Source organism: Buttiauxella sp. AC038 (genome assembly GCF_979253565.1).
The window spans coordinates 22,203-34,275 of sequence record NZ_CEEDCQ010000006.1 but is presented as its reverse complement, the minus strand read 5'-3'; the positions used below and the strand labels follow the sequence as shown (position 1 = coordinate 34,275).

At 37.7% G+C, this 12,073-nt stretch carries 16 protein-coding genes; 14 read left to right on the top strand and 2 right to left on the bottom strand.

The annotated features are described in order from the left end of the window. The first annotated feature begins 1 nt into the window (after position 1). The 7 genes from AC0IXI_RS24395 to AC0IXI_RS24365 all read left to right on the top strand — a co-directional run bounded on the left by AC0IXI_RS24395 (position 2) and on the right by AC0IXI_RS24365 (position 6,013). Positions 2-415: a hypothetical protein gene (locus tag AC0IXI_RS24395; RefSeq protein WP_471683419.1), complete on the top strand. Its 414-nt coding sequence runs from the start codon at positions 2-4 to the stop codon at positions 413-415. A 14-nt stretch (positions 416-429) separates the two neighbouring features. Then, positions 430-1,080 (top strand): type II secretion system F family protein, encoded by a 651-nt coding sequence (locus tag AC0IXI_RS24390; RefSeq protein WP_471683418.1) that lies wholly within the window; start codon positions 430-432, stop codon positions 1,078-1,080. Then, entirely contained in the window at positions 1,077-1,580 is a 504-nt protein-coding gene (locus AC0IXI_RS24385; protein WP_471679361.1) for a type 4 pilus major pilin, read from the top strand. Before AC0IXI_RS24390 ends, AC0IXI_RS24385 begins: the two co-directional genes overlap by 4 nt. Further along, entirely contained in the window at positions 1,558-2,553 is a 996-nt protein-coding gene (locus AC0IXI_RS24380) for an ATPase, T2SS/T4P/T4SS family (protein WP_471683417.1), read from the top strand. The genes AC0IXI_RS24385 and AC0IXI_RS24380 overlap by 23 nt, the downstream gene beginning before the upstream one ends. 2 nt (positions 2,554-2,555) lie before the next feature. Then, on the top strand, positions 2,556-4,001 hold the full coding sequence (pilV, locus tag AC0IXI_RS24375) for a shufflon system plasmid conjugative transfer pilus tip adhesin PilV (protein ID WP_471683416.1): 1,446 nt from the start codon (positions 2,556-2,558) through the stop codon (positions 3,999-4,001). A gap of 103 nt (positions 4,002-4,104) precedes the next feature. Continuing rightward, entirely contained in the window at positions 4,105-4,425 is a 321-nt protein-coding gene (locus AC0IXI_RS24370) for a hypothetical protein (RefSeq protein ID WP_471683415.1), read from the top strand. A gap of 472 nt (positions 4,426-4,897) precedes the next feature. Beyond that, the gene (locus tag AC0IXI_RS24365; RefSeq protein ID WP_471679364.1) at positions 4,898-6,013 is read left to right on the top strand and encodes a tyrosine-type recombinase/integrase; all 1,116 of its coding nucleotides are present in this window, start codon (positions 4,898-4,900) and stop codon (positions 6,011-6,013) included. Here AC0IXI_RS24365 and AC0IXI_RS24360 read toward each other — a convergent pair. Both AC0IXI_RS24360 and pilM read right to left on the bottom strand, forming a co-directional pair. Continuing rightward, positions 6,005-6,628: a hypothetical protein gene (locus tag AC0IXI_RS24360; protein ID WP_471683414.1), complete on the bottom strand. Its 624-nt coding sequence runs from the start codon at positions 6,626-6,628 to the stop codon at positions 6,005-6,007. The genes AC0IXI_RS24365 and AC0IXI_RS24360 overlap by 9 nt on opposite strands. Further along, complete coding sequence (gene pilM, locus AC0IXI_RS24355) at positions 6,625-7,053, bottom strand: type IV pilus biogenesis protein PilM (protein ID WP_471679366.1); 429 nt, start codon at positions 7,051-7,053, stop codon at positions 6,625-6,627. Before pilM ends, AC0IXI_RS24360 begins: the two co-directional genes overlap by 4 nt. Before the next feature lie 127 nt (positions 7,054-7,180). Between pilM and AC0IXI_RS24350 the strand changes: the two genes are divergently transcribed. The 7 genes from AC0IXI_RS24350 to AC0IXI_RS24320 all read left to right on the top strand — a co-directional run bounded on the left by AC0IXI_RS24350 (position 7,181) and on the right by AC0IXI_RS24320 (position 12,048). Then, the gene (locus AC0IXI_RS24350; protein WP_471683432.1) at positions 7,181-7,648 is read left to right on the top strand and encodes a lytic transglycosylase domain-containing protein; all 468 of its coding nucleotides are present in this window, start codon (positions 7,181-7,183) and stop codon (positions 7,646-7,648) included. After that, entirely contained in the window at positions 7,645-7,857 is a 213-nt protein-coding gene (locus tag AC0IXI_RS24345) for an EexN family lipoprotein (RefSeq protein WP_471679368.1), read from the top strand. Before AC0IXI_RS24350 ends, AC0IXI_RS24345 begins: the two co-directional genes overlap by 4 nt. A 30-nt stretch (positions 7,858-7,887) precedes the next feature. Beyond that, positions 7,888-8,463, top strand: a complete 576-nt coding sequence (locus AC0IXI_RS24340; protein WP_471679369.1) for a TrbM/KikA/MpfK family conjugal transfer protein — start codon at positions 7,888-7,890, stop codon at positions 8,461-8,463. After that, positions 8,460-8,873 (top strand): H-NS family histone-like protein, encoded by a 414-nt coding sequence (locus AC0IXI_RS24335; RefSeq protein ID WP_471679370.1) that lies wholly within the window; start codon positions 8,460-8,462, stop codon positions 8,871-8,873. Before AC0IXI_RS24340 ends, AC0IXI_RS24335 begins: the two co-directional genes overlap by 4 nt. Before the next feature lie 4 nt (positions 8,874-8,877). Further along, positions 8,878-9,357 (top strand): thermonuclease family protein, encoded by a 480-nt coding sequence (locus AC0IXI_RS24330; protein ID WP_471683413.1) that lies wholly within the window; start codon positions 8,878-8,880, stop codon positions 9,355-9,357. Positions 9,358-9,802: 445 nt separating this feature from the next. After that, positions 9,803-10,594, top strand: coding sequence for a DNA topoisomerase (locus tag AC0IXI_RS24325; protein ID WP_471683412.1), 792 nt, complete (start codon positions 9,803-9,805; stop codon positions 10,592-10,594). 14 nt (positions 10,595-10,608) lie between these two features. Then, the gene (locus tag AC0IXI_RS24320) at positions 10,609-12,048 is read left to right on the top strand and encodes a DNA topoisomerase (protein ID WP_471683411.1); all 1,440 of its coding nucleotides are present in this window, start codon (positions 10,609-10,611) and stop codon (positions 12,046-12,048) included. Positions 12,049-12,073: the final 25 nt, after the last annotated feature.

Here is a 12,073-nt window from a genome sequence, read left to right as displayed (position 1 = left end):
TATGAATAAATTAAATAGATTTATTACTAAGCTAACTTTCAATGCAACTGACCGCATAGATCTCTATGATAATTTCAGTCAATATTTAATTGATGGGATTGAAGTTGATGTGGCTTATTTGCGTATGATAGAGAGTTATACACGGCGGGGGAAAAAACCAAATCATCCTATTGCTGAGATTCTTCGTGAATGCTATTCACACTTAGCAACAGGTAGTACATTAGCTGAGTCTCTAGCAGAATGGATACCTGATTCTGAGCGTAGCGTAATTGAAGCCAGTGACGCTGTTAACAAAGCTTCAGAAGGTTTTAGACGAGCAATGAAAATGGCAGAAGATTTACAACGATCAAAATCTGCCATTTCTGGAGCAGCAGGTATGTTCTTATTTATGTTCCTGAATTTTTTAGTTTGTTAGCAATGATTTGTTCAATGCTAATTCCGCACACAGTGGAAATTACGCCATTATATATGTGGAGCTTGCCACAAAAGGCTATATATTATTTTTATGTTTTTGTGTCTGATTTTTGGTATATTGCTTTAACAGTTCTTATATCTGTAATATTTGGGGTTTGGTATTCCTTGCCTCGTTGGACAGGTAATAGTCGCTTTCATGCCGATAAATATTTACCATATTCTTTATACCGAACATTAAATGGTGCAACATTTGTATCTAACATTGATGCCATGCTTTCCTCGGGGATTTCCTTGCGCGATGCTTTAGTAAAAATGAGGAACAGTTCGCGCGATGAATGGTTAAAGGAGCGCATCGACGGTGCATTAATTGGATTAGCTACAGGTGAAGGAAACTTAGGTGCTGCATTAGATGTTAGTGGCTATGATTTTCCTAGTGAAGATGCAATTATTAAGCTCCGTAGTTTATTTGATACATCAAATAAAAATGGATCATTAACGTCATTTAGTGAGAGATGGCAAGAAGCAACTATATCGAAAATTGAAAAGGTAGGGAAGGTAATACAAGTCATGGGTATGTTGGGTTGTGCATTCGGTATTATTATCGTATGTGTAATTTTATCTCCATTAGTCACAGCAATGTTTAACTTTTTAAAAGGTGTACTATGAAAAATATGAAAAAGGGTGTTTGGCAACTCGGTGATGGTGTTGGCGCTTGGGCTATGGCAATTACGGGCTTAGTAGCGGTTGCATCTGTGGTTGCATATGCATTATTAAAGCCGAATCAGGCAGCAGAAATTCAGTCAGTAACCACGATCATGAACGAAATGCGCTCTTTCCGTAGTTCTACAGGGTACGGTACTTCTGATTATGTACCTGCACTTGCTGCTTCTGTAGGTAAAACTGTCACCGTTACGGCTGGTAAGCTATACAATAAATCGGGTGGTGATATTACAGTTGTTGGTGCTGGTACAGGATTTACTGTTTCTACAAGTAAGTTAAGCCAGGCTGATTGCATCAAGGTTGCAACAACAGTAAGCGGTGGGGATGTCGCGACAACACAGATTAATAGTGGTTCTAGTTTTAGTGGTGAAGTACCAACTCTTACAGCTCAAACAGCTTGTACGGCAGGGAAAAATAATACCATTGCATTTACTACTAGTTCGTAATGAATATGGAAAAAAACTTAGTAATTCACTCTTCACCGATATTTATATCGGTGAAGAGTATACCGAAGTTAAAGGTCTATTTGGAGCAAGCATTTTGCTTGCTCCTGCTCCAATTGAGTTACTAGAGGATATTGAAAATTTAAAAAACGAATGCAAACTAAAGCATGAGCGCACAGGAAGAACAGAGTTTTCTTTGAAATTTGACGGTGTTTTTTATAGGATAACAATCTCGAGAAATAACATAGGTGCTATCAATTATGTTATTAGGCAGACATCAAGTAAGATAATATCTGCGGAAGAAATAGGGTTGCCTCCTTTTATCATAGATCTAATAAAAAAACAGGAAACTGTGGGTTTGGTCTTGGTTGCGGGAAAAATGGGAGTTGGAAAGACGACTACCGCAGCATCAATAATTAGTTACCGAACGGCGGCTACTGGTGGTGTGTCTGTTGCTATAGAAGATCCAATAGAAACACTTCTTGATGGTAGGCATGGAAAAGGCCGCTGTATTCAGCTTGAAATTGGAGAGCATGAGGGCTATTCATCTGCTTTGAAGAAAGCAATGCGTATGGGTGTTAATAATCTATTAATTGGAGAAATTAGAGACTCAGACACAGCGCATGAAGCTCTTAAAGCTTCAATTAACGGGATGTTTGTCATAGCAACTATCCATGCCAATAGCATCATTGATGCCATTGAGCGTTTTGACATTTTATGTTCTGAAAAAAATACTAACTCTAAATCAATTGTTTCACGTTCTTTATGTGCGGTTGTAAGTCAAACTATGGACTATGTAGAAAGAAATGGGGCTGTAATTGGAAGGAATGTTAATATTACGGCTTTTCATCTTCAAGATGATTTAATCAAGCAGAAAACAAGAAACAAGATTGCAAATGGCGATTTCTCACAGTTGATTGATGAAATTAAGACGGTTAATCAACAAAGGAATAATAGTGCAAGAGGTGGTATTTAAACATGAAAACTATGAAAAATGGCGTTTGGCAAATTGCTGATGGTGTTGGTGGATGGGCTGTTGCATTAGCATCTTTAAGCACGTTGATGATTCCGGCTTTGTGGTATTTGATGAATGATCAATCTTATTCAAATGCTGCACAACATGCAAAACGTGTGTCTGATGCTGCTGAGAAATATATAGCCGATAATACATCTATCATTTCTGCTGGAGCTACCCCAACATCGCCATATGTTATAGATGTTGCTACCCTTATTAGTAGCGGATATTTGCCTTCTGGTTTTTCGGTTAAAAACACATACTCTCAAGATTATCAGGTTCGAGTATTAGAACCGAGCGCTAATAAATTTCAATCCATTCTTGTAACTCTTAATGGTGTCAAAGTAAGTCAATCAGCGGCAAGAAAAATAGCTACTCGCATTGGAGCTGATGGCGGTTATATAGAAAGCGGTATTGCGAAAGGTGCTTTAGGCTCCTGGAGCCAAAATATTTCAGCTTTTGCTGTGAATCCAGGAGATGGTCATATAGCAATTGCTCAGTTCTATAAAAATAATGTTTCAACAAACGATTACCTATATAGAAAATCTGTTCCTGGGCATCCAGAATTGAATACCATGAGCGTAGATTTGAATATCGGTAATAACAATATTAATAATGCTAATGGTGTTAACGCTGTGATAGTTAACGGAACAACCGTTAACGCTACTACTGTTAATACCAATACAGTTTCTGCAACGGGTAATATTAATTCTAATGCTACTGTTCAGGGAGCTAACGTCAATTCAACTGGAAATATTTCAGCCTCCGGTACGGTTACTGCACAAACGACTAATACGGCAGGAGAAACGTATACAGGGGGATGGTTTAGAACTCGAGGTGACACAGGCTGGTATAGTGAGAAATGGGGCGGGGGGTGGCATATGAGCGATTCATCATGGATACGTGCCTATAACAATAAGAACATTTATACAGGCGGTCAGGTTCAGGCTGGCTCAATACAATCTAATGGTTCCATTCAGGCAAATGGAGCGATACAGGCTAATGGTCGAATTACTACAAATGAGTATTTGCAGATCAACGGTGTAGCTACAGCAGGGTGGGGGTGTTCCCCAAATGGGCTTATAGGCCGCGATGCAAGCGGCGGCATCCTTTCCTGTCAATCCGGTGTGTGGAAACGATCAGGGGGAAGCACAGTCCTTACTGGCCTTGTAGGGAATGGTCAACAAATACCGCTACCTAACGGATTTAGCCAAAATCAGTGTACTTGGAGTGTGAGTAACAGTGAAAACCCGCATGGTTGGAAACCTAACTATTTTGCCGGACAAGTAGCGGCTGTCGATCCAAATCGAGTAGTTAAGTGCGGTCACTATGATGAATACAATTTTTATCCAGGTACTAACAGGACTGAATTAAGCGGAAAGTGCAGCTTCATAATAAGTTGTGCATAACTGTCAATCCGGTGTCTGGACAGGAAGTGGAAAGATCAATGCTCAAGGCTGTAATTGGTACTCTTCACCAGTTGCCAACGAGAACTTTATTGGGGGAAAGGTAATGGTTCTGTCTACTACAAGCCTGTTCAATGCCCTGCTAACTACGTTATGGCCGGAACCCGGATGTATGGCATTGGTGATGGTGTTGATGAAGAACACGTTGATGCCTATTGCTGTCCTTTCAGCTAACTGTCAATCCGGTGTCTGGACAAAACCTAGCACTGGAAAGCCCGGTTACTACTGCCGTTATACCTCAATGAGTGCGCGTAAGTCCGAAGATTACATTGGCTACACGCCACGTACAGATCGCAATTGCCCCGTAATTTCACCTGGGCAATTGCAAGGCGAATGTGCCTGTATGAAGATACTACTTGATTACTAAGGTAAAAATTGATGAAGCCGTTGCAATCTAAGGCTTCATCCTTTACAGCTAATTTGCTGTACACCATGCAACAGCAGCAAGGCATTGTCCGCTACTGTTAGCGCCACCAGTTACCAGTTACCAGTTACCAGTTATCGAGAACACATGGCGTAGGCAGCAAAACAGTTATTGTTTGAGCCAGCTCCAGTTACCACCCATCTGTTATTAGCTACATCTGGATAGCTACCATCAGGTGCGTTGTATGCTGAGGACGCATTACCCGAGAAATAAGTCAGACTGTAGCCGCCACTTAGGAGCTTGTTTTCTACAGGGCAAGCGGCGTATGAATATGTTTTGTTGCAGCCCGCAGCACCGACAACAACAAAACTATCAATTTCTGATTTTGCTGATTTCCACACACCGGATTGACAGTTTGACATTCTCGCTAGTGAAAGTAGAGTTCACGGTTTTGTAACATTGTGGAGATTCTATTTTGTCTAGGAAAAGAACAATTCGATTAAATGATGCTCTAGATAGATACGTTAATACTGTTTCTAACCTTAAAAATGGTTGGCAACAAGAAAGCTATAGGCGAAATGTAATCAATAGATACGCAATTTCAAGTAAGTACATGCATGAAATTACATCTATTGACGTTGCTGAATATAGGGACATAAGGCTTTCAGAAGTCAATCCTAAAAACGGTAAGCCAATTAGTGGTAATACAGTGAGATTGGAGTTAGCCCTAATATCTTCATTGTTTAATTTAGCGATTGCTGAATGGGGTACATGTATTAGAAACCCTGTCCAGACTGTACGTAAGCCTAAATGTAATCCAGGTCGTGAAAGACGATTACATTCTCATGAAGAAAGGAAGATTAAGAGTTATTTAATCCAAAATAATAGAGAGTTATATATTATTTTTTGTATGGCACTAGAAACAGCTATGAGGCAAGGGGAAATACTTTCGATGAAATGGGAAAATATTAACTTGCAAGCTGGAGTTGTTCATCTTCCTGAAACCAAAAATGGGACATGGCGGGATGTACCCTTATCTGCAAAAGCCCGAGCATTACTATCAGAAATGTCAATGAAAACATTTGGCTATGTTTTTTCATACACATCATCAGGGGTGAAAAGTGCGTGGAGAAAATGTATACAATATTTAAAAATTGAAAATCTACATTTTCACGATCTCCGTCATGAGGCAATCAGTAGATTTTTTGAACTTGGAACTTTAAATATGATGGAGGTTGCTGCTATCTCAGGACACAAGTCTTTAAGTATGTTGAAAAGATATACTCATCTTAGAGCTTATCAGTTAGTGAAAAAACTTGATGCAAAGAAGAATACAGTCAAAAAAATCGCTTCTTATTTTGTGCCTTATCCTGCGCTCAAAACTATAGAGAATGGAGTACACACTGTAGAACTTATAGATTTTAGTGAACTAAAAGCAACTGGATTCACGCTTGAAATCGCCCTGTCAAAAGCTAGTAATCTTTTATTACGCACACTTGCTAGTGCTGCGCAACAAGGAAAGAGGATTCCCGTTCCCGGAGAATTATCCAAAGTTACAAATGATATGATAATAGTAAACCCTCTAGGTTAAATAATTCCCCAATGTTAAGCTGATAATAAATGAAAGAAGGATTACTGGCACAAATGGAATGTGATTAATCTTGAATATACTTGTAAGTGAAAAACCAAAGATGAGTGCTAATGTTGGAAATAAAAAGGCTGTAGTTGGAGAGAGCCAAAGTGATAAAAAAGCAATGAGATATACATCACCACTGGCAACTAAGACTGATTTGTTTTTTATCACTGCAATACAGTTGATAGCTGATATTAAAGTAATAGATAAAGCCATTAAGATCATGGCGCTCTGGAAATTACCATAAAAGGATAAACATGAAGATACAGCTATGATGTGAATGATAATGTCAGGAACCCATTTTCTAACAATATCAATTATAGCTGATGTTGCTGTAACAAAAACCGTGAATGTAAGTATCTTATTATTGCTTATATATTGACAATAAGCTGGAGTTACTAAAATAGTCAAAAATGATACAAATACAGGAAAGGAAAGCCTTTCAGAACGGTTTTTAATTTCATTAGCAGTGTTTAAAATCTCATTTTCAACAAAATTAATTGCTTTCGGTAAATACATTTTTAAAATCATAGTTATGATGGCAGATGCCAATAGAATGTATAAATAGATCATAATATAAACACTATGTTGTTTGTCGGGATTTGGGATGGTTTTGTTACGCTCCCGAAGGTCGTTTGAATGGAGCTGCTATCAGATAAGCCAAATGAAACTGAATCGCCAGTTTGTGCGCGTAGCTTGGTGTATGCACCCGGTTTATTTGGCATATAAACATAGAACTTCCCGGAGGTAGCATAAACCGTTATAGCATTGTTTTTTTGCTGCCATGATTGTAATGTTATGTTTGTTGTAATATTACCATTTGCTGTAGGATTCAAAGTTTTATAACTTTGAACGGCATCAACGTAATTTAAAAACGAATATGTGATTTGCTCACTTGATGTATTCTCGAAATAACTTCGTTCCGAATAACTCACACCGCCTACAATGAAAGAGGCTAAAACGATCATCATTACTGCTGCAAGATAACTTAGGTTCATAATTTCTCCTTCAATATTGTAATATTGATGAATTGATAATATTATATTTATATTGATAAAGCAAAGGGCGTGATTATGAAAAAAAATCTTTCTTTAGTTCTTTAGTTTTCCTCATTCTTTTAATTTCATTTTTTCTGGAAAGGTTAATGCATTTTGCTTCAAAGAAGCTGGTGAAAAATATAGTGTAGATCCATTATTGTTAATATCAATTGCTCAGGTAGAAAGCAGTTTGAATCCTCGGGCTACCAACATAAATAAAAAAGGAACATCGAAAGAAAGTATAGATATTGGATTGATGCAAATTAATAGCATTTGGTTCAAACAGCTAGCTTCTGATTGGGGTATATCCCGAGAGGATTTGGTAACAAACCCATGTCAAAATGTCTATGTAGGTGCTTATATATTAGCAATGAACATTCAAAGAAATGGTGTTAACTGGAAATCAATAGGGGCTTACAATGCTGGTTTTGCAGATAGGAACGAGGCTACGAGAATTAAATATGCAAAGAAAGTCTATGATTTTTACATCGAGTTGCTTTCTAAAAATAGAGAAGCTGTAATTTCAACAGCATCAAAGGGGGTAATGATTAAATGAAAGTTAAAAATGTAATTGTTTCTGCTTTAGCTGTTCTTGTATTGATTGGTTGTGATTCATCAGAAAAAATTTCAATAGAATTTTACAAAACGAATAAGGAGGCTCGACTGCAAAAACTTAAAGAATGTAACAAGAGTCCGACTGATAGTGAATCGTGTCGAAATGCTTCAAATGCACAGCATCAAGTTTATTTCAGCTCAAAAGGTTAAAAATTTTTGCATGCAAAAAAAGGGATTACTATGACAAATCTTAAAGTACTTGTTTTTTCTCTCTGTTCTTTTGTAGTGGCGTCCAATGTATATGCTGAAAAAACAGATAGTATTGAAGCTGGTGAATTGCTTACTGGTGACACTAGACTCGCATGTGAGGCTACTTTATGTCTAGCTGGGGGAAATCGCCCAAGTGAATGCACACCATCGTTGAATCGCTATTTCAATATTACTAAGAGGAAATGGAAAGATACTCTAAATGCCAGGAAAAGCTTCTTAAAGCTTTGCCCTGCAAGTGAGGAGCAAGGTATGCCAGAGTTAACTGATGCCATTGTTAGCGGTGCTGGTAAGTGTGAACCTGATACTTTGAACAAAGATTTAATAGAACGTAAAACATTTATGGTTTGTTCACGACCGCGATCTCAATATGATGATGGGTGTGTTCCGGTTCAAAAGATGCGAATCTCATCTAACTTACCATCGTATTGTCAAACCTACTTTAGTAATGAATTTACAGATTTTAATGTTAATTACATTGGAAATTCAGAGTGGCAACTACCTAAAGATTTCCAAATAAACAACTCTGGTAAATGGGTGCTCCAATGAATCATTTACGTACCCTACTGAATATTAATACTTTGCGTGTCATTGCTAAATCGCATGATGGTGTGTTTTTACTTATTGCTATTAAAAATAAATTAAGTGATCTTATCGAAGAAAGAAGAGAGGAAGAAATTGTAAAAATAAAGCAAGTTGCAGAGCGAGAAAGAAAAATCAAATACTATAGAGATCTTCTTATACAGGATGGTGTTGAAGTTAATGAACTCATCCCCAAAAAACCCTTGCTTTCTTCTATTGATATAAAATCAGAATCTAATTCTAAGTATGTATATTATCAGGATGGTAAGCCGAAATACTGGAGTGGTCGCGGAAGAACACCTACCGAAATTAATAATGCAATTAAGGCTGGGCGTGCTATTACTGATTTTTTAATTAACAATGATGATGGTGATTAGGGAAATGATTTTGCATGCAAAAAAATATCTCTTTTGTATAGGTTTTCTTTTTCTTTGCAATCCGGTTTTTTCTAAAAATGTCATAGTTAAATATGTTATTGATGGTGATACATTTATCTATAGTGAAAATGGGGTAAATAAAAAGGTTAGGTTATATTGCATTGATGCACCTGAGAAGAAACAAACATTTGGCCTTGAGTCGAAAATGGAGTTAAGCAAGCTAATAAATAATCAGTCTGTTAGATTGGAAGTTAAAGGGATTGATGCTTATGGTCGTGAAATAGCTGTTGTTAGTACCAATATTAATATCAATTTAGAATTGGTGAAAAATGGCTTTGCATGGACATACACAAAATATTGTAATGAACCTTTCTATTACAATGCCCAAGATGAAGCTTTTAAAAAATCCATTGGGTTATGGAAAAATAGCGATGGTATTCCACCATGGGTTTATAGAGAGAGAAATCGTGATTTTAAATGGTAAATACTACGTTCAATCAGATGCTGTAGGGTTTTCAAGTTTTACAATTAATAATTGTAATGGCGTTATTATGATTTGTGAATGTGAAAAGCACATTGAACGTAATCACAACTGTATACAACTTCATGTAGAAAACATCGAATCATGGGAGGTTATGTATAGAAACTACAATCCTAATGCTTTCATATTAAGTGCATATAGTTATCAGAAGGTCTGGACTCCTGATGTGATTGGTCATATATGGAAAATGTCTGTACTTAAAAAAATGTAATAATTTTATCAAAAGAGCAATGCAAAAAGTCATTGATTAGGCGGCTAAATATTTTACTTGAAATGTCTAAAATACAAACATCCATCTTTTGCTCTGGGAACTATAAGCAAATAGCTTGATTGTTAAATTAGATTCCATTCAACAATAAGAGTAAATATACAGTCATAAGGAATGAACATGAGATTATTTATTGCAGAAAAACCATCATTAGCAAAAGCTATTTTTGAAGGTCTGGGCGGCAATCCTGACACCGAAAAAAAAGGCGGCTATTTTCAGCATGGTAGTGATGTTGTAACATGGTGCGTGGGGCATATGTTAGAGCTATATGATCCACAAGATTATGATGCGAAATACAGTAAATGGCATTTCGCTGATTTGCCTATAAAAACAGTTTTTCCTCCATCGTTAAAAATTAAACCGCAAACTGCGGCGCAAACGAATATCATTTTGTCCCTGATTAATCAGGCTACCAGTATTGTTCATGCAGGCGATCCTGATGAAGAGGGGTGTTTACTGGTTGATGAAATGCTGGATTATGCCCGTAATACAAAACCCGTTGAACGGTTGCTGATTGTGGATCTCAACTTGGCACCAGTACAAAAATCACTGGCGAATATGCAGCCTAATAGCAAGTTTCGAGGTATGTCTAATAGCGCCTTAGCACGAGCATGTGCTGATCAAGGCTTTGGCTATAATCTGACAAGAGGTTTTACCTTAAAAGGCCGTGAGAAAGGCTATAATGGGGTGCTGAACGTTGGGCGTGTACAGAGTGCTACTCTGGGTTTGATAAACACCAGAACGCTTGCTAATCAAAATCACACAATCAGTTACTACTATGATGTTTATGGCAGTATTGCGTTACAAGGCCATACCGTTAAAGCGAAATACCAGGTAGTGGAGAGTGATCAGGTTGATGAAAAAAACGTCTTATTTCAGAAGCTCAGTCACGGCATATCGCTGAACGGATAAAAGACCATAAGGCAATGGTGACGATTGCCACTACCAAATCTGAGAGCATTGCGCCGCCGTTACCGCTCGATCTGGGGACGCTCCAGATGATATGTGCGAAAAAGTATGGCTACAGCCCGCAAGACACTCTTGATATCCTACAGAGCCTTTATGAAACGCATAAACTGGTGAGTTATCCGCGTACCAATTGCCGTTATTTATCTGATGAACATTACTATCAGGCAACGGATATCGCCGGGGCGATCAGTGTGACCATGCCTGAGTTATCTGGCATCGTGGCTGGAATGCACAAAGAGCAGAAGCATAAAGCATTTAATACCAAAAATATTGAAGGTGAAGCGCATCATGCCATCGTACCTTCTATTAAAAATGGTGCCAATATCCGGCTGAGTCAAAAGGAAAGGCACGTATATAACTTGGTTGCCATTCATTTTCTGGGGCTGTTCTATCCTGATTCGGTAAGAAATAAAACCAAAGTTCACTTTGATATAAATGGCGACACCTTTACAGCCACACAGAGTGTGATGGTGAATAAAGGTTGGGAGATATTGAGTAAAGAACTTGAAAAAGATGATGCTGAGGAAGAAGCGGAATCATGTGAACTGACTGGCTTTGACCTGTCCACTTTGAAGTTTAATGATACGGGTAAATGTTTGTTGTCAGAAATTGATAAAAAACCCACAAAACCGCCTAAATACTTCACCACATCCACATTGATCGCCGCTATGAAAAATCCGGGTAAATTCATTCATGATCCGGTGTTACGTAAAGCCCTGGAAGAGAAAGAGGGCGGGGGTACGCTTGGCACAGAGGCTACTCGAGCGGGGATTCTTGAAAAATTAGCTGCAAATACAGGGCTTGTTGTTATTGAAAAAATGAAAGGCTATTCAGAGCCTGTATGGAAAACTACAAAGCAAGGTCAGGAACTATGTGCTACATTTCCTGCGGAAATAACACAACCAGATATATCTGCAATATGGGCAGAGAAACAAGCGTTAATAAAAAATGGTCAAATGACCATAGAGGAATTTATAGATTTTAACGACAATTATATTTACGTTCAGATTAAAAATCTTCATAGCAATGGATTGAATATTTCTACCAATGCGCCTATTTGTCCAGACTGTAAAAGACCTCTACGAAAAGTAAAAGGAGCAAATGGAGAGTTTTGGGCTTGCACTGGATACAGGGAAACGCCTCAATGCAAAAAAACATTACCTGATTTAAATGGTTTACCTGATTTTAATGGTAAAAATAAAACCAAAGTAGATACCAAAAAATCATCTTCAAATACATTACACATTTGCCCAAAATGTAATAAAAGTTTAAAACGTATAAAGAGTAAAAAGAAAGAAGGGGAGTTTTACTGGGCATGTGAAGGTGTTTTTGATAAATCATGCGTAACATTTTTCTCTGATGTTCAAGGACTACCACAATTAAAGTTAAGTAAATAGGTGTCACAGGCTGACTTCCGGTGGC

Coding starts and splice junctions, on each gene's coding strand:
- AC0IXI_RS24395 (WP_471683419.1), top strand. CDS start 2: ATGAATAAATTAAATAGATTTATTACTAAGCTAACTTTCAATGCAACT.
- AC0IXI_RS24390 (WP_471683418.1), top strand. CDS start 430: ATGCTAATTCCGCACACAGTGGAAATTACGCCATTATATATGTGGAGC.
- AC0IXI_RS24385 (WP_471679361.1), top strand. CDS start 1,077: ATGAAAAATATGAAAAAGGGTGTTTGGCAACTCGGTGATGGTGTTGGC.
- pilV (WP_471683416.1), top strand. CDS start 2,556: ATGAAAACTATGAAAAATGGCGTTTGGCAAATTGCTGATGGTGTTGGT.
- AC0IXI_RS24370 (WP_471683415.1), top strand. CDS start 4,105: ATGGTTCTGTCTACTACAAGCCTGTTCAATGCCCTGCTAACTACGTTA.
- AC0IXI_RS24360 (WP_471683414.1), bottom strand. CDS start 6,628: ATGATCTATTTATACATTCTATTGGCATCTGCCATCATAACTATGATT.
- pilM (WP_471679366.1), bottom strand. CDS start 7,053: ATGAACCTAAGTTATCTTGCAGCAGTAATGATGATCGTTTTAGCCTCT.
- AC0IXI_RS24345 (WP_471679368.1), top strand. CDS start 7,645: ATGAAAGTTAAAAATGTAATTGTTTCTGCTTTAGCTGTTCTTGTATTG.
- AC0IXI_RS24340 (WP_471679369.1), top strand. CDS start 7,888: ATGACAAATCTTAAAGTACTTGTTTTTTCTCTCTGTTCTTTTGTAGTG.
- AC0IXI_RS24335 (WP_471679370.1), top strand. CDS start 8,460: ATGAATCATTTACGTACCCTACTGAATATTAATACTTTGCGTGTCATT.
- AC0IXI_RS24330 (WP_471683413.1), top strand. CDS start 8,878: ATGATTTTGCATGCAAAAAAATATCTCTTTTGTATAGGTTTTCTTTTT.
- AC0IXI_RS24325 (WP_471683412.1), top strand. CDS start 9,803: ATGAGATTATTTATTGCAGAAAAACCATCATTAGCAAAAGCTATTTTT.
- AC0IXI_RS24320 (WP_471683411.1), top strand. CDS start 10,609: ATGGTGACGATTGCCACTACCAAATCTGAGAGCATTGCGCCGCCGTTA.